The following is a 26,461-nucleotide window of genomic DNA, read 5'->3' as shown; positions in this document are numbered from 1 at the left end:
GATTTGATGCCATGACGGAACGCAAAATCACAAAAAACGCTGATGGGACGCTCCGCGTGCCAGACGAGGTCGTCATACCGTTTATCGTGGGGGATGGCATCGAACCCGATATCTGGCGTGCCGCGGTAAGGGTATTCGATGCTGCCGTGGAAAAAGCTTATCACGGTGTACGCCGCATAACCTGGAAAGAAGTGTTGGCAGGTGAAAAAGCCTTTCAGCTTACGGGCGAATGGTTGCCGCAGGAAACTATCAACACGCTCCAGGAATACCTGGTAGGTATAAAAGGCCCTTTAACCACGCCAATTGGGGGCGGTATACGTTCGCTCAATGTGGCAATACGAAAAGCGCTAGATCTTTACGTATGCCAACGGCCGACCCGCTGGTTTGAAGGGGTGCCTTCTCCCGTAAGATACCCTGAATATGTGAATATGGTGATCTTCAGGGAGAATACCGAAGATATTTACACCGGAATCGAATTTCCGGCGCACTCGGAAGAAGGAACGCGCCTAAAAGAGTTTCTTCAGCGTGAAATGGCTGTGGATTATGATCTCACGCCCGATACCGCCATTGGGATAAAAACGGTTTCTGAAAACGGTTCAAAGCGATTGGTCAGGGCAGCAATTGAACATGCAATCCGCAACGACCTCCCATCCGTCACTTTGGTTCATAAGGGAAATATTATGAAATATACCGAGGGCGCGTTTAAAAGCTGGGGTTATGACGTGGCTGAAACTGAGTTTGCAGCCCGGACTTACACGTGGAGGCAATGGGAAAAAACGAAGGCAGCCAACGGCGAGCATGAAGCCAATGACGAATTGAAGCATGCCGAAAGGAAGGGGAAGGTCATCATAAAAGACATCATCGCCGATAATTTTTTACAGCAAATTTTATTAAATCCAAGAGATTATGCCGTAATTGCTACCTTAAATCTGAACGGTGATTATATTTCGGATGCATTAGCAGCCATCGTGGGAGGAATTGGCATTGCGCCGGGTGCAAACATTAATTATCAAACTGGCCATGCGGTATTTGAAGCGACGCATGGCACCGCCCCCCGCTTTGCGGACACAGATAGCTTGAACCCCTCTTCGGTGATACTCAGCGGTGCAATGTTATTCGAATACATCGGCTGGAATGAAGTGGCTTCATTGATTACCGATGCCTTACAGATGACCATATTACAGCAAACGGTCACCGTAGATTTTTTTGATCATATGACAGCGGGAAAGCTACTAAAAACGAGTGAGTTTGCGACAGCAATCATTGATAAAATAAAATCGGGCTTTGACCGTTCGATATACTAAGGTACTAAGACAAGACATTCAACTTTTTAATCATTTGCTCCATGGCCAATATTTTGTTGGTAGAAGATGATACCACATTTGCTGCTATACTTGAAAATTTCTTGAAGAAAAAAGGATTTGAGGTGGTGGTAAAGTATAGCGTAAAAAGTGGCATCGAGGCACTTAAGCACGATTCGTTCCATTTGATCTTATTGGACTACCGATTGGGTGATGGCATCGGGTTAGATGTCGTGGAGGCACTCCACGCAGAAGGAAAGATCATTCCCTCCATAATCATGACCAGCTTCAATGATGTACGGACTGCTGTAAAGGCTATTCGCCAGGGGGTTTTTGACTACATCACCAAGCCGGTCAACCCTGACGAACTGCTGATGGTGGTAAATGAGGCGCTGGAAGGCAAATCCACTGAAAAAGAACCTGCTGTTATGCGAAGCCGGATAGCAGGCATCACCGGCAATACGATGGCCGATTTCGTGGAAGGCACCAGCGCTGCCGCCCGAAAGCTCCATGAATACATTGCCCTGGTGGCACCAACCGACATGTCTGTACTGATTCGTGGGGAAAGTGGTACTGGGAAAGAATATGTAGCACGGTCCATTCACCAACGGAGCATGAGGGCCGACAAGCCGTTTATCTCCATTGATTGTGGCACGCTTTCCAAAGAACTGGCTTCCAGCGAACTTTTTGGTCACATTAAGGGATCGTTTACCGGTGCGCTGAATGACAAAACTGGCCAGTTTGTGGAGGCGTCAGGAGGCACACTGTTTCTAGACGAAATAGGCAATCTGTCCTATGATGTACAGGTCAAGTTGCTTCGCGCTCTCCAAGAAAAGGTTATACAGCCGGTGGGCGCAAATAAAACAATCAATGTAGACGTCCGGGTTATAGCGGCAACGAATGAAGACTTGCTCGGGTCAGGCAAATTCCGGGAAGATCTGTACCACCGGATCAATGAATTTGAAATTATTGTCCCCGCCCTTCGGGATCGCCGGGCTGATTTTCAGCAATTTGTGGACTTTTTTATCAAAAAAGCAAATGAAGAGCTTGGCAGGGGGGTGGTGGAACTGTCTGAAGAAGTGAAGGATATTTTTCATAATTACGATTGGCCCGGAAACCTCCGGGAATTAAAAAATGTGATTAAACGCATGGTGCTGCTTTCGCCAGGAGCGAAAGCAGAAGTAGCTGCACTGCCCGAAGAAATGGTATTCGCCATAAAAAATCCGGCTGTATCAACGGAGACGATACCTACAACCGACACCCCGGACCTCCGCTTACATAGCGAAGCACACGAGCGCAAATTAATTTTGGATGTACTGCAGAAAGCGAAATACAACAAAAGCAAAGCTGCCCAGATGCTCAATATCGACCGCAAAACCTTGTATAACAAGATGGAAAAGTATGGAATCGAATAATGCCGTGTGATGGTGTAGATTCGGTCATACGGTTCAGCCCTGTTGAATTATTCGCAATTATTCCAAGAATATATTGAATGAATTTCAATAAATAATTATTATTTTTGCGGCCAATTAAATAAGAAACCTTTCAATTTAGCTAAAAATGAAACATAATTTTGGAGCGGGACCATGCATATTGCCGCAGGAGGTTTTCCAAGAGGCCTCCCAGGCAATATTGAACTTCAACGATACCGGATTATCCATTTTGGAAATATCACATCGCAGCAAGGAATTTGAAGCCGTGGTAGCCGAAACCGAACGGTTGGTGCGCGAACTGCTTGCTGTACCGCAAGGCTACTCCATCCTTTTTTTGCAGGGAGGAGCGAGCATGCAATTTGCCATGGTGCCGCTAAACCTGTTGCCTGAAGGAGGCAAGGCGGCTTATTTGGATACCGGAACTTGGGCAAGTAAGGCTATTAAAGAGGCAAAAAAGGTAGGTGATGTTGCTGTTGTCGCCTCGTCAGCAGATGCTAATTACAACTACATTCCCAAGGCGTACGAGATACCCGTCGATGCCGCTTATTTTCACTATACGTCGAACAACACAATTTTCGGAACGGAAATTTTCGAAACACCAATAAGTACGGCACCGCTCGTATGTGATATGTCTTCGGATATCCTTAGCCGGAAAATAAACGTCGCCGACTATGGCCTCATTTATGCAGGTGCCCAGAAAAATATGGGACCGGCAGGGGTGACCCTAGTGATCGTGAAAGACGACTTGTTGGGTAAAACAGGGCGTACCTTACCGACTATTTTTGATTACCAACCTCATATCGCTGCGGGCTCCATGTATAATACGCCCCCCGTATTCTCGATTTATGTATCTATGCTCAACCTGCGTTGGCTGAAAAGCAAGGGAGGGGTCGAAGTGATCGAACAGGAGAACATCATTAAGGCACGTACGCTTTATGACGAAATTGACCGGAATCCGTTGTTTAGGGGAACGGCTGTACCGGAAGATCGCTCACGGATGAATGTCACGTTTGTAATGGAGGACAAGGTACATGAAGACGCATTCTTAGCGTTGGCTAAAGAACGCGGCTTAGTAGGGCTTAAAGGTCACCGGAGCGTTGGCGGTTTCCGGGCTTCCATATACAACGCGTTGAGTATCACTGGTGTTAATGCACTGGTCGATGCCATGCAGGAATTTGAAGAAAAAAATAAATAGTTGTAACTGTAAGCTATCGCCCGCCGCTTATCGTAGGCAGGCGAGCTTCGTCGCGGATAAAAAAGCAAATATATAGATGAAAATACTAGCAAACGACGGAATAGACCCCCTTGGCAAGCTACTGCTTGAAAAGGCAGGGTTCACCGTAGATACGAATCATATACCACAAGAGGAGCTCCCTTTAAAACTACCTGCATACGACGCTATTACGGTACGCAGTGCAACGAAAGTGCGCCAAGCGCTAATTGATGTGTGTCCAAACCTGAAATTGATTGGAAGGGGAGGAGTAGGGATGGACAATATCGATGTCGATTATGCCCTTGCCAAGGGAATTGCCGTGGTGAATACGCCAGCGGCCTCCTCATTGTCCGTGGCCGAATTGGTGTTTGCGCATTTATTGGGCGGTGTGCGGTTCCTTTATGATGCACAGCGCAAAATGCCTCTTGAGGGAGATACCAATTTTGGTGGGCTTAAAAAGGCGTATGCGAAAGGTGTCGAACTGCGCGGAAAAACGTTGGGTATCGTTGGGTTCGGACGAATCGGCAAAGAGACAGCCAAGGTCGGACTGGGATTGGGAATGGACGTGATGGTAAGTGACCTGTTTGAAGTTCCTGCGGCGCTCCCGCTAACCTTGTCTGGAGGCATTACCGTGGACGTGCCTATCAAACAGGTTGCACTTGCCGAGTTATTGCAAAATGCTGATTTCATTTCATTGCATGTGCCCTTCACCGATAAACCGATTATTGGAAAGGACGAATTTGAGCTGTTGAAGCCCGGGGTCGGCCTTGTCAATGCTTCACGCGGCGGTGTGATCGACGAGTTGGCACTTATCGATGCGCTCAATAGTGGAAAAGTAGCCTTTGCAGGCTTGGATGTGTTCGAAAACGAGCCCACACCCCGTAAGGAATTATTGACAAATCCCCGGGTATCGCTGACCCCCCATATCGGGGCAGCAACTAATGAGGCGCAGGAGCGTATTGGCGAGGAATTGGCCAACTTAATCATCCAGACCCTAAAAAAATAATTTCAAAGCGTTATGGTGGCATGAAGGGGCATTTAGCTATCTTTGTGCCTTTATTTTTTTATAATGAAAGTATTAAAATTCGGAGGAACATCTGTAGGGAGCGCCGAGCGCATGAAGGCACTCCTTGATATCATCGATACGCGGGAACGCCAAATCGTTGTGCTGTCGGCTGTTGCTGGCACCACCAATGCCTTGGTCGAAATAGCCCAAGCTTTCACAGCAGGCGATAAGAGTCAGGCCGCAGCGCTTATCCATGAACTCCGCAATAAATACAGTGCATTGATTTCCGAGCTTTTTACTACTGAAGAAGGGCTTCAAAACGGGAAAGAACTAATCGAATATCACTTTAACCTTATCGATTCTTTTTCCAGCCATCTGTTTACTCCCATTGAGGAGAAAATTATTCTGGCACAAGGCGAATTGATCTCGACGACACTTTTCCATTTTTACCTGACTGAACTCGGGATACGGTCAAAATTATTGCCGGCATTAGACTTCATGAAAATCGATGAAGACAACGAGCCGAGAATAGATTTCATCCGAGAGCAGTTGAACGAACTGTTACTCCAATCAAACGACCACAATTTCTTTATCACACAGGGTTATATATGCAGAAACTCTTTTGGCGAAATTGATAATCTCCGTAGGGGAGGGAGTGACTATACTGCTTCGCTTATAGGGGCGGCTATTCGTGCCGACGAAATCCAGATTTGGACAGATATCGATGGTATGCATAACAACGATCCCCGTATCGTGAAGGGGACCCAGCCGATTGCTAATCTCAGTTTTGATGAGGCCGCGGAGCTAGCTTACTTCGGAGCGAAGATATTGCATCCGCAGAGTGTCTTCCCCGCCCAACGTTATAATGTGCCGGTACGGTTATTGAATACCATGCAGCCACAGGCCCCGGGAACACTGATTAACAAGGAAGGTGCCGCAAAAGGTGTGGTGCGATCCGTCGCGGCGAAGGATGGTATTACGGCTATCCGTATCCATTCGTCGAGAATGTTACTCGCCTATGGCTTTTTACGCAGGGTCTTCGAAGTGTTCGAACGTTATAAAACGCCTATTGACATGATCACGACATCAGAAGTGGCCATATCACTGACGATAGACGATACCAAATACTTAACAGAGATTGAAAACGAACTTAAGGACTTCGGTTCGGTGGAAGTAGACAAGGACCAGACGATTGTATGCGTAGTCGGTGATTTCGGATTAGACACCCACGGCTACGCCTCGCGGGTGCTTGACGCCGTGAAACACATTCCCATTCGCATGATTTCTTATGGGGGAAGTAACTATAACATATCCATGCTGCTGCAAACAGCACACAAAGTTGAGGCTTTGCGGTCATTACACAACCGACTTTTTTAATTTACCAATGATCAATTATGTTTGACGCACAACGTATTGTTGCTTTTTCCCAGCAGGAAACCCCTTTTTATTTTTATGATTTAGCATTGTTGCAGCAGACGTTAGACGCTGCTAAACAAGCTGCCGATATCCACAATTTTCACGTGCATTATGCGCTTAAAGCGAATTTCAATGACAGGCTGTTGAACGCTATTTGCAAAGCCGGATTCGGAGCCGATTGTGTGAGTGGAAACGAAGTAAAAAAAGCCGTTGAAATTGGCTTCAGATCGACCGACATCGTGTTTGCCGGCGTCGGCAAATCTGATAGGGAAATCAAGTATGCGCTGACCCAGGACATTTTTAGCTTCAATGTCGAATCGGTTCAGGAGTTGTTGGTTATTGATGGGTTGGCGGCGGATCAAGGGAAAAAAGCCCGTGTAGCCCTCCGTATCAATCCGAATGTGGATGCCCAAACGCACCATTATATCACTACGGGCTTAGATGAAAATAAATTTGGTATTGCACAGTGGGAACTGCCCGAAGCCATCGAAACACTGAGGCAATGCCAACACATCGAGCTGATAGGCATACATTTCCATATTGGATCCCAGATTACTGATCTCAACGTGTTTAAGAGCCTTTGTGTAAAAGTTAATGAACTTAACAATTGGTTTGACGAACGTGGCTTCCGTCTGCGTGTGCTTAACGTGGGAGGCGGACTTGGTGTCGATTATCACCAACCTGACGCTTCATTGGTTCCGGATTTTCTTGGATATTTCTCGGTTTTTGCCAACTTTCTTGAACGCAAGCCCGGTCAGGAGGTTCATTTTGAGTTGGGCAGGGCATTGGTATCACAGTGTGGTAGCTTAGTCAGCCGGGTGCTGTATGTGAAAAATGGAATCAAGAAAAATTTTCTAATTCTGGATGCAGGTATGACCGAATTGATGCGGCCGGTGTTATATCAGGCATATCATCGCATCGAACGGCTCGACCAAACCGAGTCGGAGACGGAAATGCTGCATTACGATGTTGTTGGGCCGATTTGCGAAAGTAGCGACTGTTTTGGCAAGGAAGTGCTGCTTCCAAAATCAGAACGCGGAGACCTGATAGTCATACGCACGGCAGGTGCTTACGGTGAGGTCATGGCCTCGCACTATAACCTACGAAACGAAATACGGTACGTGTACAGCGACGACATTCAGCAATCCTGATCTACCCATTGATTAGTGTCAGCATTTCTGCGGTATTGCGTACATCCAGCTTGTGCAGGATATTTTTACGGTGTGTCATCACGGTATGGATGGATAAAAATAGAATATCCGCAATCTCCTGATTTGTATGCCCGTTGCTTACCAGCTTAATGATTTCGAGTTCGCGTTTGGAAAGCTTGAACTTATTCAAGAATTTATCTTCGAACAGCGCGTTTGCCACTATCGAGTTAGCCTTATCGGCTCGGTCATAATCATACCGATTCTCGCCGTTATGGATTGCTTTAATGGTATCGATGAGATGCTGGGCATTGGAATCTTTGCGTAAATATCCGTTGATATCCAATTCCCTGCACGTTGCATAAACATGCTCGTCGGCATACATGCTCAAAACAACGATTTTACTGGGGGTTTGATTTCTTTTCAAGGCGCGAATGGTATCAGGTCCGTTTAAGATCGGCATGTTTAAATCAATCAACACCACGTCGACGGTATGCGTTTCCAGAAAGTCTATAAGCTCTTTTCCATTGGTGCAGATCTTAGTTACCGTCAAACTCGGATCGGATTGCAAAATGGATGCAACACCTTCTGACATTAGCTTGTGATCATCAGCTATCGCAATCGTTATCATTGCTAAAAGACTATGGAAAGCAGTTACCCTTGCGGAATACGGAGTGTTATATTGGTTCCATTGCCGGGTGCAGAATTTATCCGGATATCTCCGCCGATGAGCTTCAAGCGATCATAGATATTAATGAATCCCGTTCCATTGCGAACAGTACTTGTCTCAAAGCCGACGCCGTCGTCAATAATGGATAATACACAACTTCCTTTTTCCGCCACTAACTTAACAAATATATGTTTAGCTTCCGCATGTTTTAAGATATTATTGATGCATTCCTGAAAAATGCGACTTATCATCACACGGTTCTGGATACTTGGAAGCTCGCATATTCCCTCGCTCTCGAATGATGTTTGCATCGTACCCGCCTTATGTACTTTATTAAGTTCCTGTTCGATAAAGTCGCCTAGCGAATATTGCTCGACACGATTGATATTAAGATCGTGGGACAAGACACGGATATCTGTAATAGCTTGGTCAATTAATTGAGTAACGGCTGTCTTTTGCTGCGTTTCCGGATGAGTAAGATACAGTTTGATCAAGGATAGAAGCTGGCCAACATTGTCATGGAGTTCCTGACCTACGTATTTCAACGTTTCTTCACGTATTTCCACTTTGGCTTTCAATGCAGCCTGCTCGTATTGCGCGATTAAGCGCTGGCGCTCCTCGATGGACCTGATTTTCCGCTTTTGATAAAAGATGACCATCATAAACATAAAAACGCCAATCAACGCGAGCATCAAACTTCCAAACAGGAATGCGATGATGATTTCATTACTGGAAGCGTCCATGTTTTCAGGTATTATCCCGTTTTATCAACGTATTTATTTATGCGGTTGGCTCCTTGTGTTCAGCTTTATGTAACATCATGCCGACAACATACATGGCGTAAAGCAAAAAACCGAATATTCTTGTCATCAACGGACCTATGATCGGATTGCTGGCGACTAAATAATCCCAAATAATGATGGTCAGTGTACTACAAAGGTAAAAGAAAAAGATGGCAGTGACAATCCAGAATGTGGCACTCCGGGTAGGGTTTACTTCATTTTCCGCGGCCGATGAGGTCAACATTTCATGAAAATAAAGCAACGAATAAATCACCAACGAAACGGCCAAGGCTGTACGGGAGTAAGTCATCAATGCGAAAAGGCCTTGAATAAAAGCCAGATTGATAACATAGAATAGCAAGTTTATTACGGTGGTGGAAACGATAAACTTCCGTTTTGCCGGATGTTTGACGATGTCATAGAACAAAGCACTAAAATATGCGATGTTGACTGGCATCGTGAGGTTGAATATAAAATAATTTGGTTCATGCTGAGTGAATACAAACGAATACAGCGCCGCCGCCAACTGGTAGAGGAATTGGAAAAGCAGGAAAAAGGAGAAAAATTTCAGGACGGAGGATCCCAAAATTTTTCTCTTATAGAAACTAAGAATTGCCGCCAATAAAACTAAGGACAATAAAGCGATGGTGATTGTATTCATCGATGTCTGGGGCACATAACCTTAAAGCAGCATGCCTTCCGACGGGGGCGGCGGACACATGTTTAAATCATCCGCTGGTAGGCCTGCATTCGTTGAACTGAGGGGCATTACTATCGGTCCGGCTTTCTCGTCAGATTTAACGGCAGTCTCGTCTTCCTTGGGGATATTTAAACAATCAACACTGTTTTCCATCGTTGGATCTTTCGGATCCTTGGATTTGGTAGCTACCATGACAAGCGTTTGTGCCAACTTATATTCTTGGTTCTTAAGCTTGGAATCCGGGTAATCATCCGCGACTGCGTAATAGAAGCGGATACCGTCTGCATTATTGATTTCCAGAAGCTCAAGGATGGCTTCCTTACTCACCCAAACGCAACGTGGTTCGTCTACCTTTCGGCCAAGGATTTTGCTGCGTTCCTTTGCTGCGGGTTGTCGTCTTTGGACGTCATAGGCATCAACCATTTCCTTGGCTAACTTGACTGAAATGAGGGTAAGTTTGCTTTTTTTTCGGCTGTTTGCATCTTCCATAATAAAGGTCTTTTATGTTTGCACTTAGATTCACAAACATCAAAAAAAAGACCATCAACGGCAATACACCAAAATGGGTATTTTATACATTGCCCGATTCGAAAACGGCATCTATTTTCCAGTTCAAGGAATTAAGCGAAGCTTGTACGGCAAGTTGGTCGCACCGTTCGTTCTCAGCATGACCCGCATGACCTTTTACCCAAACGAAGCGTACCTTATGTACTTTATAAACCTTGAGGAAACGCATCCACAAATCTTTGTTCTTCTTGCCTGCAAATCCTTTTCTTACCCATCCATGCACCCAGCCTTTTTCTACCGCATCAATGACATATTTCGAATCCGAATAAACAACGACATCTTGCCCCGGCTTCTTAAGTGCCTCCAAGCCCGTTATGACAGCCAAGAGTTCCATGCGGTTGTTGGTGGTCTTTCGGAAGCCTTCTGATATTTCTTTATAATGAGGACCTGACCGTAGGATAACTCCGTATCCGCCAGGACCGGGATTGCCGCTTGACGCGCCATCGGTATATAATTCAATCATGGCCAGCAAAGGTAGTTATTCGGAGGGAAACCCTTGCGAAAAAATAGCAGGTTGCCTAAGTTTGCACAAATGAAACACATCGTAGTATTTACCGGAGCTGGCATTTCCGCGGAAAGCGGGCTAAAAACTTTTAGGGGCGAAGACGGCCTGTGGGAAGGTTATAGGGTGGAGGATGTAGCCACGCCAGAAGCTTGGGCAAAAGACCCCGAAATGGTACAGCATTTTTACAATATCCGTCGCAAGGCCGTATTAGAAGCGGAACCAAATGCTGCACACCGCGCCTTGGTAACGTTGGAGGAAACCAATCGGGTAAGTATTATTACACAAAATATCGATGATCTGCACGAACGTGCGGGCTCAAGTACTGTACTGCACCTCCACGGACTTATTACACGTTCGCAGTCGAGTATCAATCCTAAGCTGACTTATCCGATAACGGGAAGCAAACTTCACATGGGAGACCGTTGCGAATTAGGAAGCCAGTTGCGACCGCACGTTGTTTGGTTCGGGGAACCGGTGCCTGCAATGGGGGAAGCTATCCGTATTTGCCAGACAGCAGATATATTCATCATAATTGGTACTTCACTCCAAGTTTATCCAGCTGCCGGCTTATTAAACGAGGTGCCAGCAACCGCGACGAAATATTTTGTTGACCAGCAGGCGTCGGAATTACTTAAGCGGACCGACGTTATCTGTGTTGATGAAAAAGCTACCGTTGGTGTGCCGTGGATCGTCGCACAGCTGACCACCTAAATCACTATTCATGCCGGTCGTAGGCACTGATAAATGACTTGCGCATGTCATTAAAACGCTCTGCAACAGAATGGTTAAATTCATCATCAATAAGCTGGAATACACCATCGACGCCGTTTGTGATCGCTGACTCGGCGATTTTGTAAACTTGTTCAAGTGAGCCCTGCTCAAACTTAATGATGAATTTCTGATTCATCGCGAAAATCGTAATCTTAAAGTCAGGGTGGGGGAGTTCGGCTACCGTTCTCATGCGTTTATTTTATACTAAGCCTTGCGATTTCATGGCTTCCGCAACTTTGATAAAACCGCCAATATTGGCGCCTTTCAGGTAATTGATCTTGCCATGTTTGTTTTTGCCGTAATGCACACAAGTGTCATGGATGTCATGCATAATCTTTTTGAGCTGATTATCCACGGCGTCTGCAGGCCACTGCTGACCAAGCCGATTCTGCGACATTTCAAGCCCTGATACCGCCACACCGCCTGCATTAGCAGCTTTACCCGGTGCATAAAGCATGTCCGACCTCAAAACAGCTTCTACAGCTTCTGCCGTGCAAGGCATATTTGCGCCTTCAGCTATACAGATGCAACCGTTTTTTAGCAGCAGCTCGGCATCCTGCTCGTTTAGCTCATTTTCGGTGGCGCAGGGGAGGGCGATATCGCACGTAAATTGCCAAGGTTTTTTACCCGCATGATATTCGCCAGCATAGCGTGCAGTATACGCTTCAAGGTTACGATTCAACGAATTCACGTAATCCAGCTTCTCCAGCGTAAATCCACTTTCATCATAGATTGTCCCGTTACTGTTCGAAATGGTAACCACTTTAGCGCCAAGCGCTATTGCTTTCAAAGCTGCATAATAAGCTACGTTACCGGCGCCGGAGATAGCCACCTTTTTTCCTTTCAATGAGTCACCATTTTCATAAAGCATTCGCTCGACAAAGTACAGTAATCCAAATCCAGTGGCTTCGGGCCGCATAAAGCTACCGCCCCAGGCCGGACCTTTGCCCGTTAAGACACCAGTAAAGTTGTTCTGGAGACGTTTATACTGGCCAAATAAATAACCGATTTCGCGTTGGCCGACACCAATATCACCCGCGGGCACGTCCGTGTCTGAACCGATATGCCGATAAAGTTCGGTCATAAAGCTTTGACAAAAACGCATAATTTCGTTGTCCGATCTGCCTTTGGGGTTGAAATCTGCGCCACCTTTGCCTGCACCAAGGGGCAACCCGGTGAGACTATTCTTGAATATTTGCTCAAATGCTAAAAATTTTAAGACACTTAGGTTAACCGTTGGAGCAAATCGTAGTCCGCCTTTATACGGACCAAGCGCACTGTTCATCTGTACACGATAACCCCGGTTTATTTGCACCTGCCGATTATCGTCAAGCCAGACAACCCGGAATGAAATTGTTCGCTCCGGCTCAACCATTCGTTCCAGCAATTTCAAATTGATAAGCTCAGGTGCATGTTCGTCGATGTAAGGAATGACATCGCTTGAGACTTCTTTGACGGCTTGTATAAATTCAGCTTGGTTTGGATTGCGTGCAGCTACGTAATCAATAAACGATTGGGAATATTCTGACATGTAAATTTAATATAGTGTCTGGAGCCACAAATTTAAAAATTTTTAATAATGATTGTGTTCTGTAAACTAATTTTTAAATGGGTCGGGCTATTTTTGGAAAGTCACTAAGTTGGGTAAATTATATAATTGACGTTATGTTAAATAGTGTTCGCCTCACCAACCCATTAGACCGTCCAAGCTGCATGAACGGCTACTGTACGAGTTAGTCCAGCTTTGTAATCATTAATGCAGCTACGGTCAAATTATTACGCGAATCGATAAGGATGGCACCGCCGTTGGCTTTGTTTGCCGTGTATGGATCCATGGCTAATGGATCCGCCGATTTGAACTGTATTTTACCGATATCATTTAGTCCGAATTCACTGCCGGACGATTTTTCCAGCGTTTGCATATCGATGCGATAAATAACATCTTGTACTTTCACTTTAGTTGTTTTGCCGTGATGTTGTAATAAGTAAATTTGGCTTGGGTCAAGCGATTTGGCATCCATCCAACAAATTTCGGCTTCGAATTGTCGGGATACCGCTGGCTGTTCACCTTGTTTTACCAGGATGTCGCCACGGCTGATATCGATATCGTCCGTCAAGTGGATAACCACAGAGGCGCCATTTTCGGCGACATTCAGGTCATCCGAGGCCAATTCGATGCGCTTGATGACACTGCCGAAGCCCGATGGCATCGCGACCACGGGATCCCCTACCCGGAATGAACCGCCGATAACCCGTCCCGCATATCCACGGTAGTCGTGCAATTCATCTGTCTGGGGTCTGATGACCCACTGCACGGGGAATCTCGCCTTTGCGGTTTCCACGGCTTGGCTGATCGGTATGGTTTCCAGGAATCTGAGCAATGGTGATCCTGTAAACCACGGCATATTGGCTGACCGATTGACGATATTATCACCTTTTAACGCGCTTACCGGAATATAGTCGACTTGCCGGATGTTCAGGCTTTCGGTTAGCCGTTCGTAATCATCCTTCACTTTATCGAAGACCGAATGGTCGTAGTCTACCATATCCATCTTATTGACGCAAACCAATACATTTGGAATAGCCAACAACGATACGATGAACGAATGCCTTCGCGTCTGCTCGACCACCCCTTTCCGGGCGTCAATCAAGATAATGGCTAAGTCGGCATTAGAGGCACCTGTTACCATGTTTCTTGTATATTGAATGTGCCCGGGAGTATCGGCTATGATAAATTTCCGTTCCTCGGTCTGAAAATATTTATAGGCTACATCAATAGTGATACCCTGCTCGCGCTCGGCTTTCAGCCCATCGGTTAGTATGGCTAAATCCAATGTACCGTCATTGTTCTTGCGATTGGCACGTCGGATGGCTTCGAGTTGGTCATCCAGCACGGAATTGGTATCGTACAACAACCTTCCGATCAGGGTACTTTTCCCGTCATCCACACTGCCCGCGGTGAAGAATTTGAGTATATCCATTTATTATTCAGGTTATGATTTCAGTCTTTCCTTGTGTTATTTGTCTTAAAAATACCCACTTTTCTTGCGGTCTTCCATGGCCGCTTCCGAAACCTTGTCATCCATCCGTGCTCCGCGTTCGCTGATGTTCGACAGACGAATCTCATCGATGATATCGTCGATGTGGTAAGCCTCAGACGGCACAGCTGCCGTGCAGGTCATATCCCCCACGGTACGGAAGCGCACCTTGCGGTACTCCACAACATCTTCATGGTCAATATTCAAGAATTCGGAGGCAGCCATCAACTGGCCATTCCGAGTAATCACGTCTCGTTCATGTGAAAAATAGATCGACGGAAGCTTAATGCCCTCCCTGCGAATGTAATTCCACACATCCAGCTCAGTCCAGTTGCTGATGGGAAATACCCGCACGTTTTCGCCCTTCTGGATCCGTCCGTTGTATATGTTCCAAAGTTCGGGACGTTGGCGCTTCGGATCCCATTGTCCGAATTCGTCGCGCACGGAAAATATCCGTTCTTTGGCTCGTGCTTTCTCCTCATCCCTTCTGGCACCGCCGATACAAGCGTCAAAGCCGTGCTCGGCAATCGTGTCGAGGAGGGTCACCGTTTGCAGGGCATTGCGGCTGGCATGCTTGCCCTTTTGCTCAACTACCTTACCGGCGTCTATGCTGTCTTGTACATAGCCCACAATCAGTTTTTCGCCCAAACCTGCGACTAATTGGTCACGGAAGGCTATGGTTTCTGGAAAGTTATGTCCGGTATCAATATGCACCAATGGAAAGGGAAATTTGCCGGGGCGGAAGGCTTTCTCAGCGAGGTGAACCAATGTAATTGAATCCTTTCCACCTGAAAACAATAATGCAGGCTTTTCAAATTGGCCTGCCACTTCCCGTAGGATGTAAATAGCCTCTGCCTCTAACTGATCTAAATAATCCATACTATTCTCTATTTTTCAAACTATGAGCTCGTTGCGTGCAATCCACACTCCTTTTTACTTTTGTCTTCCCACCACCAACGCCCGGCCCTGAAATCTTCTCCCGCTCGTACTGCACGGGTGCACGGTGCACAACCGATACTAGGGAATCCCTTGTCGTGAAGAGGATTATAGGGAATATTTTGGTTTTTGACAAACTGCCATACATCGTCAAGTGACCAGGTGTAGATTGGATGAAATTTAATAAGTTGATTGGTGTTATCCCACTCTACTTGTGACATGCCCTGCCTGTTGTCCGATTGGTCGGCCCTGATTCCCGTAATCCAGCATGCTGCGCCTTCGAGGGCCCGCTGTAATGGCTCAATCTTGCGAATCCGGCAACATTCCTTCCGGTTTTCGATGGATTCATAAAAGCTTGACGGCCCCTTTTGGCTGATTAATCGCTGCACTGCGCAAGTATCCGGAAAATAAGCTTCTATCTCTGCGGCATATGTTTCTAAGGTTCGGTTCCATACGTAGTAGGTTTCCGGAAATAGCCGACCGGTCTCAAGGGTGAAAACTCGGATGGGTAAATTATTGCTAAAAATAAAATGAGCAATAACCTGATCCTCAATACCAAAACTAGTGGAAAACACAACCTTTCCTGGAAATCGTTCGGTCAATATAGCCAACGCCTCCACTACGTGCCTATCGGCCAAACTTCTCTTTATTTCATCTACCAGTGTTTCCATGCGTCCGTTTTGACATCAGCAACGAAGCAGTGTGGGCGTTCAGTTCCCTCACTTTATCCGTAAAATCCCCTTTTAATAAATCGCGCAATTCACTCATGTATTGGAGCGTTTCGTCAATTTCATCGGGAATCGATTCATCCAATAACTCCTTGATGCGTTTGGCCATTGTGGGTGATTTGCCATTGGTGGATATACCTAGCTTGAGATTCCCCTTCTTGACGATTGAACCCAGGTAAAAGTCACATAGATCCGGTTTGTCCGCAACATTGATCAGAAGGTGCCGCTTACGGCTTTCCTGGCGGATATGAGCATTTAAAAAAGGGTTATTTGATGCCACGACCACCAAATCCGCATTATCCAAATCCGTATCGTCAAAAGCCCGTTCGAATACCTGAACCGAAGGATAGTCGCGTACAAATGCACGAACTTCAGGTATTAAGCGTTTCGCAACCACGGTAACGGACGCCTGTGGGCTGTTCCGGAGCAAGGCGGTAAGCTTTTCAAGTGCTACACCGCCCCCGCCGACAAGGAGTGTTCGTAAGTGATTCAATTGCAGAAAGATCGGGAATAACTGATTGTCCATTCTTGTTTTCTGTTATTTATATTGCCACCGCACGCCGTTGGCGTGATGTAAACCGTTCGTGTTTACCCACCACCTCTCCTATTATAATCACCGCGGGAGCCCCTATTTGTTGATCGCCGGCTTCAGCTTCAATGGTGTCCATTGTTCCTAATGCGATTTTTTCATCGGGCAAGGAACCATTCTGGATAATCGCCACGGGAAGATTACCTCTTCCCTCCTGCCTGTAGATTTCGGTGATCTCGGTTAACTTATTTAATCCCATCAGTACGACCACCGTCGCATCTGTCTTGGCAGCGGTATAAATATCCTTGGCTATTACACCTGTCGTCGTAGAGCCGGTGATTACCCAAAAACTCTCACTCACCCCCCTGTAGGTTAGCGGAATGCCCTGTAGCCCCGCTAAGGCTATGGAACTGGATATGCCTGGCACGACGGCGGTAGGTATAAAGTGTTTAGCTGCATATTCCAGCTCTTCCCCGCCTCTGCCAAATACGAACGGATCACCCCCTTTGAGACGGACGACGTGACCTTGGGACCGTGCGTAGGCAACCATCATTTCGTTAATTTCCTGTTGGCTGTACGCGTGGCGATTTGCCCGTTTGCCCACATATACCCGTAGTGCATGCGCTGGCGCATAGGTCAACAGTTCGTCATTTATCAATGCATCATAAAGGACCACGTTGGCCATAGCCAATGCCTTCAAGCCTTTGAGGCTAATCAAATCGGCATCGCCGGGCCCTGCCCCTACCAACGTTATTTTCGGGTAAAGTTTCATATGTCTGTCCGTTGGATATGATAGTCTTCAGGCCGTTAGACGTTGATCATGTCTTTGGCCTTTCGCTTTGCCTTCGTTGTTTCAAAGAAATCGATCGCCGCCGCCAAGTAATAGCTGGCAAAAGTTTCGGAAGGCTCATGTTTATTAATTTGCAAGACGTGTTCGGCAAAACCACCCGAAACAGTAAACTCCCCGGTTTCGACAAAGTGATTGTCGAAGTCCTTAAGAATGGCATGCTGCGAGCTGCTGTTGACCCCTTTATCGAGTAATAATGCCTTCGCGACGCTGACAAACACGCTATAGGCGTGGTATATGGCATCGGCATATCCCCCCGTTCGGTAACTTTCGTTCGCCCAGTCCAGCTTTTCCTCGGCCTCAAACAGCAAAGTAGCGACCAAATCGATTACTACACCCGCGCATTCGCCAACACCGATTGCCGTTTGAAATGTTTCTTCGTGGCCCCAATCCACAAACTCGTCATCCGTCAATGTGGTCAAATCGGCCAACGGCTTAAGTAAACGGTAGAAATAATCCTTGGTTTGCCGATCGTAGTAATCGTGAAATAGTTCGCCCTCCATGGCATAGGACGCATAGTCGTCTAAGATCAATCGTAAAACGTCGGTGACCCGTTTGGAAGGAACCTTGATTACGCGATCCGCCACCCTGCCGAGGCCATCGCCGAGTGTACCTCCACCCATCATAACCTGTGCTGCGGGGACCACCTTGCCGGCAGCTTTTAACGAACTGCCATGAAACCCGATGTGCGCCAATCCGTGCTGTCCACAAGAGTTCATGCAGCCACTGATTTTTATCTTTAGTTCGCGGTTGTAGACCAGATCTGCATACGCCTCGTAAATCAACTGTTCGAGCACCCGCGCCATCTCTGTGCTATTTGAAATCCCCAAATTACAGGTGTCCGTACCGGGACAGGTTGTCACGTCCGCCACGCTGTCGAAACCCGGCGCCGCAAGCCCGAGGCTGTTCAATATGTTAAAGACATGAGGCAATGACTGCTTCCTGACAAATTTAAATAGTAAGCCCTGATTTTGCGTGATGCGTATTTCATCGGCGATATGACCCTTTACGCCTTCGACGAGTTTACGGACCTTGGTCGTGCTGAGGTCGCCTGTCGGTACTTTCACATAGACTGCATAGAACCCTTCCTGTTTTTGGGGGAACACGTTGGTTTTTTCCCATACCTCGTAACGAAACAGGTCTATCGGCAGTTCCGCAACGACTGGGGATACCTCAGGCGGCTCCGGTTGGGGCACTGCATTTCGATCGACCATAAACGACTTCACTTTATTTGCTGTATGTTCTTCGTCAACCAATCGCAGCACTTCCTCAAGTCCTATTTTTTGAACAAGAAACTTAAATCGGGCTTTATTCCGGTTATTGCGTTCGCCATAACGGTCAAACACACGAATGACGCTTTCTGTATAAGGGATGAGTTGGTCCTCAGGCAAAAAGTCATGAACCACATGGGCAATCATCGGCTGTGCACCCAATCCGCCACCCAGCATGACCTTGAAACCTCGTTCATCAATGCCTGCTACGGTGCGGACTTTGGGAATGAAACCCAAATCATGGACATAACTGAACGCGGTATCCCGTTCACTGGATGAAAAAGCGACCTTAAATTTGCGCCCCATTTCCTGGCAAATCGGATTCCGGAGGAAGTAGGAAAACAAAGCTTGCGCATACGGCGATACGTCAAATGGCTCTTCCGGATCAATCCCCGCATTGGGCGACGCGGTCACATTCCGGACCGTATTGCCGCACGCCTCCCGCAAGGTAATATCGTCTTGCGCAAGTTTAGTCCACAATTCAGGTGTTTTGGCTAAGCTAACATAATGGATTTGGATATCCTGCCGGGTGGTCAAGTGCAAATTACTGCTCGCGTATTCATCCGATATATCAGCTATCCGAAGCAACTGCTTGAATGTTACTTTGCCAAATGGCAGCTTAATACGGACCATCTGCACACCGGGCTGCCGCTGGCCGTATACGCCTCTCGCCAGCCGGAGACTGCGGAACTTCTCTTCCGCAATCTTGCCTTCCTGGTACTCCCTGATTTTACGTTCGAGTTCGATAATCTCCTTTTCTACTATCGGGTTCTCGAGTTCTGTCCTAAAACTCTGCATGATGTTGTTTAGTTTTTAAGAACTACCTACACGGAGGGCGTTGTTTATACGTTGCACGATTTGCGCCATTTCAGACCATGCTTCGATGTGTATAGCCCACGCAGGCAAATATACGCAAGTATATAGAATAAGTAGTATAATTTTTATTCAACAACTAAAATTTACTGAATTATATAATGTCTACCTATTTTGTATATATTTGCCAACTCGAGTTTATGACGATATGAGGATTAACGGCATACTGTATTTATCACTTCGTATTTTAACAGTCATTTTTATCAGTGTACAGTGTGGCTGTGCTCCTAAAAATTCATCCAGTTTGGACGGCGGAAAGGAGCTGCGGGGAACGATCACTGTATCGGGCGCCTTTGCGCTCTATCCCCTTGTCGTATTATGGAGCGAACAATTCAAGGAGGTGCATCCTAATGTTCGCTTTAACATCTCTGCCGGGGGCGCCGGCAAAGGTATCGCTGATGCATTAAGTGGAATGGTAGACATCGGGTTAGTATCACGCGACATTCACCAGCAGGAATATGCGCGTGGCGCTTATGTCATCAATGTGGCGAAAGATGCAGTTGTTGGGACGTTCAGCGAGCACAATCCTAATCGGAATGCCATCTTGGAACGTGGATTAAAGCAACGAGAGTTGAGTGAGGTATTCGTAAAAGGCAACCGTTTAAAATGGAGTCAGTTGGATCCCACATTTTCTCCTGATGATTTGCATGTATATGTCCGATCGGACGCTGCGGGCGCCGCAGAGACCTGGGCAGCGTTCTTAGGGAGCTCGCAGGAAGAACTCAAAGGAGTGGGTATTTTCGGGGATCCTGGCATTGCGCAGGCTATCCAAAAAAATCCATTAGCCGTAGGGTTCAACAACATCAACTACGTTTATGATTTAAAAACACGGCAACAGACGGCGGGTATCCGGGTCATCCCGATAGATTTAAACGGAGACGGCAGGATTTCATCGGAGGAAAATTTCTATGATACCATCGATAGCCTTACCCAGGCAGTCGCACTCGGCCGGTATCCATCGCCTCCGTCGCGCAATCTCTCGTTTCTGTTGAAGGGCAAACCGGATGATGCTGTGGTGATTGAATTTATCCAATTTGTGTTGACTAAGGAGTCGCAGGCGATTCTGCTGGAAAACGGTTATATCCCACTACATGAAGAACTGCTAAAGGAAGAACTTGCTAAACTAAATTGATATTGTGAACTGGAGGATTATTAAAGATAAATTGATAGCCAACACGATGCTTATCCTATCAATTGCGTCGGTATCCTTTGTGTTTTTGATTGGCATTGGTTTATATTGGCGGGCCGCGCCTTTATTCGAAGAACAAACCCTGCTATCGCTCTTCAGTGCCAGTGAGTGGGCTCCCTCCAAAGGCCAGTTTGGTTTTTACCCGTTTATCATGGGTACATTGTGGGTTACACTGATTGCCATCGTAGTCGCGCTGCCTTTATGCTTACTTACTGCAATTTATCTTACTGAGTATGCCAAACCAGGTGTGCGTAGTGTTATCCTGCCGTTGGTCAATATCCTTGCAGGGATTCCTCCTGTGATTTATGGAGTATGGGGTATATTTTTTGTGGTACCCATCGTCCGTGAGTATATCGCCCCTCAGTTTACCGATTACTCAAGCGGTTATACGGTATTTACGGGCGGCGTGGTGTTGGCGGTGATGATATTTCCCATTCTGGTCAGCATTGTTTCTGAAGTGTTACGCACCATTCCTAAAGAACTCAAGGATGCATCCCTTTCTTTGGGGGCTACTAAATGGGAAACCATTAAAAAAGTCGTGCTTAAGCGGGCGTTATCTGGAATTGTTGCGGCAACCGTATTGGCAGTATCGCGAGCATTCGGTGAAACCATTGCCGTACTAATGGTCTGCGGGAATGTGCCGATTGCACCTACATCTGTTTTTGACGGCGGGTATCCCCTACCTGCACTTATTGCGAATAATTTTGGCGAAATGATGTCCATTCCGTTGTATGATTCCGCATTGATGTTTGCGGCGTTGCTGTTATTTGTTATCATCTTTTTGTTTAATCTCGTTTCGCGCATTGTTCTTCATCGTGTTGAATCAAAATACAGCGCCTCATGAGTATCAAAAAAAGAAAAGCTGAAGAAACCGTTTTTAAGGTATTGATGGTAGGCGCTTGTACCGTACTCAGTTCCAGCTTGTTTTTAATTGTTGGTACTATTGTGATCAAAGGATTGCCCTATCTTACTTGGGATATGGTATCTAAAGCCCCACAAGGCGGCTTTTATATAGGCAAAGAAGGCGGCGTGCTCAATGCAATCATCGGCTCGCTCTACTTGGCAGGAGGCGCCACCATATTGGGGCTGCTAGTCAGCATCCCGATTTCCATTTATCTGAATATCTACCTAAAGAGCGGAAGCTTATTGAACAAATCAGCCAAACTAGCCTATGATGTTCTGTTTGGCATCCCTTCTATCGTATATGGCGCTTTCGCCTTCAGTATTATGATTTGGCTGGGCGTTCGCGCTTCGTTGCTTGGCGGTGTCATTGCTGTCACGTTACTGATTATTCCTATTTTGGTACGTACGCTGGATGAGGTCATTACTACCGTACCCAAGGAACTTAAACATGCTGCGCTATCCTTGGGGGCTACGCGATGGGAAGCTGCCAAGGTGATCCTTCGTCAAATCAAACCTGGCATTTATACAGCCATCCTCCTTGCTTTTGGCCGCGGCATTGGCGACGTAGCTTCGGTACTCTTTACAGCAGGCTTCAGCGACAACATTCCGAAATACTTGGATGAACCCGCGGCTACGTTGCCCTTGGCAATATTTTTCCAATTGGGAAGCCCCATACCCGAGGTGCAGGGCCGTGCATATGCCTCCGCACTTATCCTTACTGTGATTATTTTAGCTATTGTTGTCGCTTCACATTTTCTTGCAGCAAAACAGACTAAACACAAAATATAGATGACGCAACATCCGCTCATACGTGTCAAGGATTTGAATGTTCACATTGGTGGCCATCATATTCTTAAACATGTCAATATCAATATTCCCGATAAAAGCGTGACGTCGATTATCGGCCCTTCGGGATGTGGCAAAACTACGTTGTTGAAGACTTTTAATCGATTGCTGGATGATACAGCCGACGTAAGGGTAACCGGAAGTGTATTGGTAGACGAGGAAGATATTTATGCACCCGCTGCCGAAGTGACGCATATCCGTAAGAAAATGGGGCTCCTGTCACAACGCCCTTATCCGTTACCTATGTCTATCTATGACAATGTCGCCTATGGACCAAGAATACACGGTATACGAAAAAAAACGGATTTGGACGACATCGTCGAAAAGCAGCTGAAAGACACCGGGCTTTGGGAAGAAGTAAAGGACCGCTTGCACACCTCTGCGGCCAAACTTTCTATTGGCCAACAACAACGGCTTTGCCTCGCCAGGGGGCTGGCTGTTGAGCCTGAAATCATCCTCGGCGACGAATCTACATCGGCGCTTGATCCCATTTCAACGCATAAGATAGAAGACCTGTTCGTACGGCTAAAAGAACAATATACCATCGTGTTGGTGACCCATATTTTGCGTCAAGCCCGACGGATATCGGATTACATCGTTTTTGTATACATGGGGGAAATTGTCGAGTTCGGACCTACGGAAGAGCTGTTGCTCAACCCCAAGGAGGAATTAACCAAGCAATATGTAAAAGGTTTTATTAGTTAATCTTCCACGCGGCATTGAACACGTACAGGCGCCGCATGTGGGATAGCTTATTGTATGGCGGCCCGTAGTTTCACCAATTTTTGTAGCAAGCCTTCCAACAAATCCAAGTGCAGCATATTCGCGCCGTCTGATTTCGCGTTGGCTGGGTCTGGGTGTGTCTCAATAAATAATCCGTCTGCCCCTACCGCGATAGCCGCCTTGGCAATGGTTTCAATAAGTGCCGGCTTTCCTCCGGTCACGCCGGACGCTTGATTGGGTTGTTGTAACGAGTGTGTACAATCCATTACTACCGGCACGCCAAAGCTCTTCATCTCGGGGATCCCCCTGAAATCTACGATTAAGTCTTGATAACCAAACGTATTGCCCCTGTCCGTGAGAATTACATTATCGTTGCCTCCATCCTTTACCTTGTCTACTGCAAACCGCATGGCCCCCGCCGAAAGGAACTGGCCTTTTTTTATGTTGACCGTTTTGCCCGTTTTTGCCGCAGCGATGAGCAAATCGGTTTGCCGGCAAAGGAATGCCGGTATTTGTAATACATCCACATACTCGGCGGCCATTTCCGCTTCACCGCTTTCATGTATATCGGTTATCGTCGGCACACCGAAAGTCGTTCCTACCTTGCGCAATATCTTCAGCGCCTTTTCGTCGCCAATACCGGTAAACGAATCTACCCGCGAGCGGTTTGCCTTACGATAAGAGCCCTTGAAAACATAAGGAATGGCCAGTTTGTCTGTAATCGCGACGATTCGTTCAGCAATCCGCAGCGCAATCTCTTCACCTTCGATGGCGCAGGGACCGGCCATCAGGAAAAAATTAGTAGAATCGGCATGTTTAATGCCCGGAATATTGTGTAGTGTCATTTTCTAAATCAATTCCCCAATTCGGACATAAACTTGATGCGCATTAATTGGATCTCTTCATACGTATAATCTTCCGGTCCTAAGTCACGGAGTGCCTGATCTATGGAGTCCACTTCCGCGCTTCGAAAGTAATCAAATACCTCATCCTGCCGTTCTTCATCGATGATTTCGTCGACAAAATAGCCCAGATTGAGTTTTGTACCTGAGTTGACGATAGACTCCACCTCTTTCAACAGATCTTCATAGCTAATGCCCTTCGAGTGCGCGATGTCTTCAAGGCCTATCTTGCGATCGATGTTCTGGATAATGGATACCTTCAATGCCGACTTGTTCGCCGTGCCTTTAATCACCAAATCCTGTGGGCGATCGATTTCGTTCTCCTCTACGTATTGCTTGATGAGCTCCACAAACTGAGCGCCGAATTTCATTGCTTTTCCCGCTCCAACGCCATGGATTTGCTTTAGCTCATCAATGGTCACAGGATAGTGGGTACACATTTCATCCAATGATGGATCCTGGAAAACAACAAATGGAGGTAAGCCCTTTTGTTTCGCTATCTTTTTTCGGAGATCCTTCAGCATTTTTAGCAACTGCGTGTCTACGGCTCCCCCACTTTGCTGTACAGTGTCATCAACGCCGTCTTCTGACGCCGCTTCCATCGGTTTGTTCAGGATAAATTTGATGCCATAAGGATTTTCGATATATCGTTTACCTGATTCGGTCAGCATCAATAACCCGTAATGGTCGATGTCCTTTGCTAAAAAATTGTTCAACACCGCCTGCCTGATCAACGACTTCCAATAAATAACCCCGTGTTCTTTTCCACTTCCGAACAACGGATGTGTATCATGTTTGTAAGAAGAAATCGGTTGATTGTTTTGGCCCATGAAAACGTTGATGATGTGGTGGTCGTCAAACTTCTCGCCTTGCTGTTGAATAAATTTCAGCACATTTAACAACGATTCTTCCGCATCAAACTGAACCTGTTGCGAGCTACAATTATCACACATGCTGTTACAGCCCGTCTCGTCAAAGTTTTCGCCGAAATAGTGGAGGATCTGTTTTCGCCGGCATACTGAAGACTCCGAATAATCGATGACTTCTTTTAGGATTTGCGTACCTATCTCACGTTCGGAGACCGGTTTGTCTTTCATGAATTTGGTCAGCTTCTCGATATCCTTCTCAGAATAAAATGCCAGGCAGTGCCCTTCTCCGCCGTCACGCCCTGCCCTGCCAGTTTCCTGGTAATAGCCTTCCATGCTCTTGGGAATATCATGGTGGATGACATAACGCACATCCGGTTTGTCAATACCCATACCGAAGGCTATTGTCGCTACAATAACCTCGACATCCTCCATGAGGAACTTGTCTTGCGTATCAGCTCTTGTTTTGGCGTCCAATCCGGCATGATAAGGCAGTGCCTTGATGCCGTTGATATTTAACACCTCGGCAATTTCTTCAACCTTCTTGCGGCTTAAACAATAAATAATGCCCGATTTCCCTGAATTATTTTTAATAAACCTAACGATTTCCTTGACGACATTGCGTTTTGGTCGCACCTCATAGTAGAGATTTGGCCTGTTGAATGACGACTTAAATAACGTCGCTTCATTCATTTGCAGATTTTTACGGATGTCCGACTGCACTTTAGGTGTAGCTGTAGCCGTAAGTGCTATCACAGGGATGTCATTGCCTATGGAGTTAATCACCGACCGAATTTTGCGGTATTCCGGCCGGAAGTCATGCCCCCATTCTGATATACAATGCGCTTCATCAACAGCTACAAACGACACTGTGATAAGCTTTAAGAATTCTACGTTCTCTGATTTGGCTAATGATTCGGGTGCGACATAAAGCAGCTTGGTTTTACCCGTAATAACATCTTGCCTTACGCGCATGACATCACTTTTATTCAAGGACGAGTTCAGAAAATGGGCGATGCTGTCATCGCCACCAAAGGATCGGAGCTGGTCCACTTGATTTTTCATTAACGCAATAAGCGGAGAGATAACAATGGCTGTGCCTTCACTCATCAGTGCTGGCAGTTGATAGCAAATGGACTTTCCCCCTCCGGTAGGCATGATCACGAAGGTGTCCCTTTTCTGCAAAATATTGGTGATTATTGCTTCCTGATCGCCTTTAAATGTATCAAAACCAAAAAATTCCTGTAAATTGTCAAATAATCTTTTCTCTATTTCCATTGCGCCTCTCGCAAAAATTT

26 protein-coding genes are annotated in these 26,461 nt (G+C 46.5%); 11 read left to right on the top strand and 15 right to left on the bottom strand.

Features of this window, described 5'->3' with window-relative positions:
- Positions 1–11: 11 nt before the first annotated feature.
- The 6 genes from icd to lysA all read left to right on the top strand — a co-directional run bounded on the left by icd (position 12) and on the right by lysA (position 7,520).
- The gene (gene icd / locus JHJ32_RS10435) at positions 12–1,304 is read left to right on the top strand and encodes an NADP-dependent isocitrate dehydrogenase (protein WP_200120921.1); all 1,293 of its coding nucleotides are present in this window, start codon (positions 12–14) and stop codon (positions 1,302–1,304) included.
- Between the two features lie 41 nt (positions 1,305–1,345).
- The gene (locus tag JHJ32_RS10430; RefSeq protein ID WP_079715892.1) at positions 1,346–2,716 is read left to right on the top strand and encodes a sigma-54 dependent transcriptional regulator; all 1,371 of its coding nucleotides are present in this window, start codon (positions 1,346–1,348) and stop codon (positions 2,714–2,716) included.
- 145 nt (positions 2,717–2,861) lie between these two features.
- Positions 2,862–3,929: a 3-phosphoserine/phosphohydroxythreonine transaminase gene (gene serC, locus JHJ32_RS10425; RefSeq protein WP_200120920.1), complete on the top strand. Its 1,068-nt coding sequence runs from the start codon at positions 2,862–2,864 to the stop codon at positions 3,927–3,929.
- A 76-nt stretch (positions 3,930–4,005) separates the two neighbouring features.
- Entirely contained in the window at positions 4,006–4,953 is a 948-nt protein-coding gene (locus JHJ32_RS10420; RefSeq protein ID WP_200120919.1) for a D-2-hydroxyacid dehydrogenase, read from the top strand.
- 63 nt (positions 4,954–5,016) lie between these two features.
- Entirely contained in the window at positions 5,017–6,330 is a 1,314-nt protein-coding gene (locus tag JHJ32_RS10415; protein WP_079715889.1) for an aspartate kinase, read from the top strand.
- 17 nt (positions 6,331–6,347) lie between these two features.
- The gene (gene lysA / locus JHJ32_RS10410; protein WP_200120918.1) at positions 6,348–7,520 is read left to right on the top strand and encodes a diaminopimelate decarboxylase; all 1,173 of its coding nucleotides are present in this window, start codon (positions 6,348–6,350) and stop codon (positions 7,518–7,520) included.
- A gap of 1 nt (position 7,521) precedes the next feature.
- On the opposite strand, the gene JHJ32_RS10405 is transcribed toward lysA, so the two are convergent.
- The 5 genes from JHJ32_RS10405 to rnhA form a co-directional block, all read right to left on the bottom strand.
- Positions 7,522–8,148 carry a response regulator gene (locus tag JHJ32_RS10405; RefSeq protein WP_200120917.1) on the bottom strand — a complete coding sequence of 209 codons (627 nt, stop codon included), beginning with the start codon at positions 8,146–8,148 and terminating at the stop codon, positions 7,522–7,524.
- Positions 8,149–8,171: 23 nt separating this feature from the next.
- Positions 8,172–8,930 (bottom strand): sensor histidine kinase, encoded by a 759-nt coding sequence (locus tag JHJ32_RS10400; protein ID WP_079715886.1) that lies wholly within the window; start codon positions 8,928–8,930, stop codon positions 8,172–8,174.
- A 37-nt stretch (positions 8,931–8,967) separates the two neighbouring features.
- Positions 8,968–9,555 (bottom strand): hypothetical protein, encoded by a 588-nt coding sequence (locus JHJ32_RS10395; RefSeq protein WP_200120916.1) that lies wholly within the window; start codon positions 9,553–9,555, stop codon positions 8,968–8,970.
- A 96-nt stretch (positions 9,556–9,651) separates the two neighbouring features.
- Positions 9,652–10,158 (bottom strand): hypothetical protein, encoded by a 507-nt coding sequence (locus JHJ32_RS10390; RefSeq protein ID WP_079715884.1) that lies wholly within the window; start codon positions 10,156–10,158, stop codon positions 9,652–9,654.
- An 82-nt stretch (positions 10,159–10,240) separates the two neighbouring features.
- The gene (gene rnhA, locus JHJ32_RS10385) at positions 10,241–10,699 is read right to left on the bottom strand and encodes a ribonuclease HI (protein WP_079715883.1); all 459 of its coding nucleotides are present in this window, start codon (positions 10,697–10,699) and stop codon (positions 10,241–10,243) included.
- A gap of 69 nt (positions 10,700–10,768) precedes the next feature.
- Here rnhA and JHJ32_RS10380 point away from each other — a divergent pair, with 69 nt between their 5' ends.
- Complete coding sequence (locus JHJ32_RS10380; RefSeq protein WP_079715882.1) at positions 10,769–11,452, top strand: Sir2 family NAD-dependent protein deacetylase; 684 nt, start codon at positions 10,769–10,771, stop codon at positions 11,450–11,452.
- A gap of 4 nt (positions 11,453–11,456) precedes the next feature.
- On the opposite strand, the gene JHJ32_RS10375 is transcribed toward JHJ32_RS10380, so the two are convergent.
- From JHJ32_RS10375 to JHJ32_RS10340, 8 genes are all read right to left on the bottom strand, one after another.
- On the bottom strand, positions 11,457–11,702 hold the full coding sequence (locus tag JHJ32_RS10375) for a hypothetical protein (RefSeq protein ID WP_200120915.1): 246 nt from the start codon (positions 11,700–11,702) through the stop codon (positions 11,457–11,459).
- A 9-nt stretch (positions 11,703–11,711) separates the two neighbouring features.
- Positions 11,712–13,043, bottom strand: coding sequence for an NADP-specific glutamate dehydrogenase (gdhA, locus tag JHJ32_RS10370; protein WP_200120914.1), 1,332 nt, complete (start codon positions 13,041–13,043; stop codon positions 11,712–11,714).
- A 202-nt stretch (positions 13,044–13,245) separates the two neighbouring features.
- The gene (locus tag JHJ32_RS10365) at positions 13,246–14,493 is read right to left on the bottom strand and encodes a sulfate adenylyltransferase subunit 1 (protein ID WP_176146112.1); all 1,248 of its coding nucleotides are present in this window, start codon (positions 14,491–14,493) and stop codon (positions 13,246–13,248) included.
- 45 nt (positions 14,494–14,538) lie between these two features.
- Positions 14,539–15,429: a sulfate adenylyltransferase subunit CysD gene (gene cysD / locus JHJ32_RS10360; RefSeq protein ID WP_079715879.1), complete on the bottom strand. Its 891-nt coding sequence runs from the start codon at positions 15,427–15,429 to the stop codon at positions 14,539–14,541.
- 20 nt (positions 15,430–15,449) lie between these two features.
- Positions 15,450–16,157, bottom strand: a complete 708-nt coding sequence (locus JHJ32_RS10355) for a phosphoadenylyl-sulfate reductase (protein WP_079715878.1) — start codon at positions 16,155–16,157, stop codon at positions 15,450–15,452.
- Positions 16,138–16,740: a bifunctional precorrin-2 dehydrogenase/sirohydrochlorin ferrochelatase gene (locus JHJ32_RS10350; protein WP_079715877.1), complete on the bottom strand. Its 603-nt coding sequence runs from the start codon at positions 16,738–16,740 to the stop codon at positions 16,138–16,140. The genes JHJ32_RS10355 and JHJ32_RS10350 overlap by 20 nt, the downstream gene beginning before the upstream one ends.
- 16 nt (positions 16,741–16,756) lie before the next feature.
- Complete coding sequence (cobA, locus tag JHJ32_RS10345; RefSeq protein ID WP_079715876.1) at positions 16,757–17,515, bottom strand: uroporphyrinogen-III C-methyltransferase; 759 nt, start codon at positions 17,513–17,515, stop codon at positions 16,757–16,759.
- Positions 17,516–17,550: 35 nt separating this feature from the next.
- The gene (locus tag JHJ32_RS10340) at positions 17,551–19,659 is read right to left on the bottom strand and encodes a HEPN domain-containing protein (RefSeq protein ID WP_079715875.1); all 2,109 of its coding nucleotides are present in this window, start codon (positions 19,657–19,659) and stop codon (positions 17,551–17,553) included.
- A 319-nt stretch (positions 19,660–19,978) separates the two neighbouring features.
- Between JHJ32_RS10340 and JHJ32_RS10335 the strand changes: the two genes are divergently transcribed.
- The 4 genes from JHJ32_RS10335 to JHJ32_RS10320 are packed head-to-tail and all read left to right on the top strand — an operon-like array spanning position 19,979 to position 23,377.
- Entirely contained in the window at positions 19,979–20,866 is an 888-nt protein-coding gene (locus JHJ32_RS10335) for a PstS family phosphate ABC transporter substrate-binding protein (RefSeq protein ID WP_233632590.1), read from the top strand.
- Between the two features lie 4 nt (positions 20,867–20,870).
- Positions 20,871–21,767: a phosphate ABC transporter permease subunit PstC gene (pstC, locus tag JHJ32_RS10330; RefSeq protein WP_262497464.1), complete on the top strand. Its 897-nt coding sequence runs from the start codon at positions 20,871–20,873 to the stop codon at positions 21,765–21,767.
- On the top strand, positions 21,764–22,615 hold the full coding sequence (locus JHJ32_RS10325) for a PstA family ABC transporter permease (protein ID WP_233632589.1): 852 nt from the start codon (positions 21,764–21,766) through the stop codon (positions 22,613–22,615). Before pstC ends, JHJ32_RS10325 begins: the two co-directional genes overlap by 4 nt.
- Positions 22,616–23,377 (top strand): phosphate ABC transporter ATP-binding protein, encoded by a 762-nt coding sequence (locus JHJ32_RS10320; RefSeq protein WP_200120912.1) that lies wholly within the window; start codon positions 22,616–22,618, stop codon positions 23,375–23,377. It abuts the gene before it with no gap.
- A gap of 47 nt (positions 23,378–23,424) precedes the next feature.
- Here JHJ32_RS10320 and kdsA read toward each other — a convergent pair whose 3' ends face one another.
- Both kdsA and recQ read right to left on the bottom strand, forming a co-directional pair.
- Entirely contained in the window at positions 23,425–24,240 is an 816-nt protein-coding gene (gene kdsA, locus JHJ32_RS10315) for a 3-deoxy-8-phosphooctulonate synthase (protein ID WP_200120911.1), read from the bottom strand.
- Between the two features lie 8 nt (positions 24,241–24,248).
- Positions 24,249–26,441, bottom strand: a complete 2,193-nt coding sequence (gene recQ, locus JHJ32_RS10310) for a DNA helicase RecQ (RefSeq protein WP_079715870.1) — start codon at positions 26,439–26,441, stop codon at positions 24,249–24,251.
- Positions 26,442–26,461: the final 20 nt, after the last annotated feature.

The organism is Parapedobacter sp. ISTM3, assembly GCF_016533505.1.
Classification (GTDB): domain Bacteria; phylum Bacteroidota; class Bacteroidia; order Sphingobacteriales; family Sphingobacteriaceae; genus Parapedobacter; species Parapedobacter luteus.
Note: the sequence above shows the minus strand (reverse complement) of the source record. Positions and strands in the feature narration are given on the sequence as shown.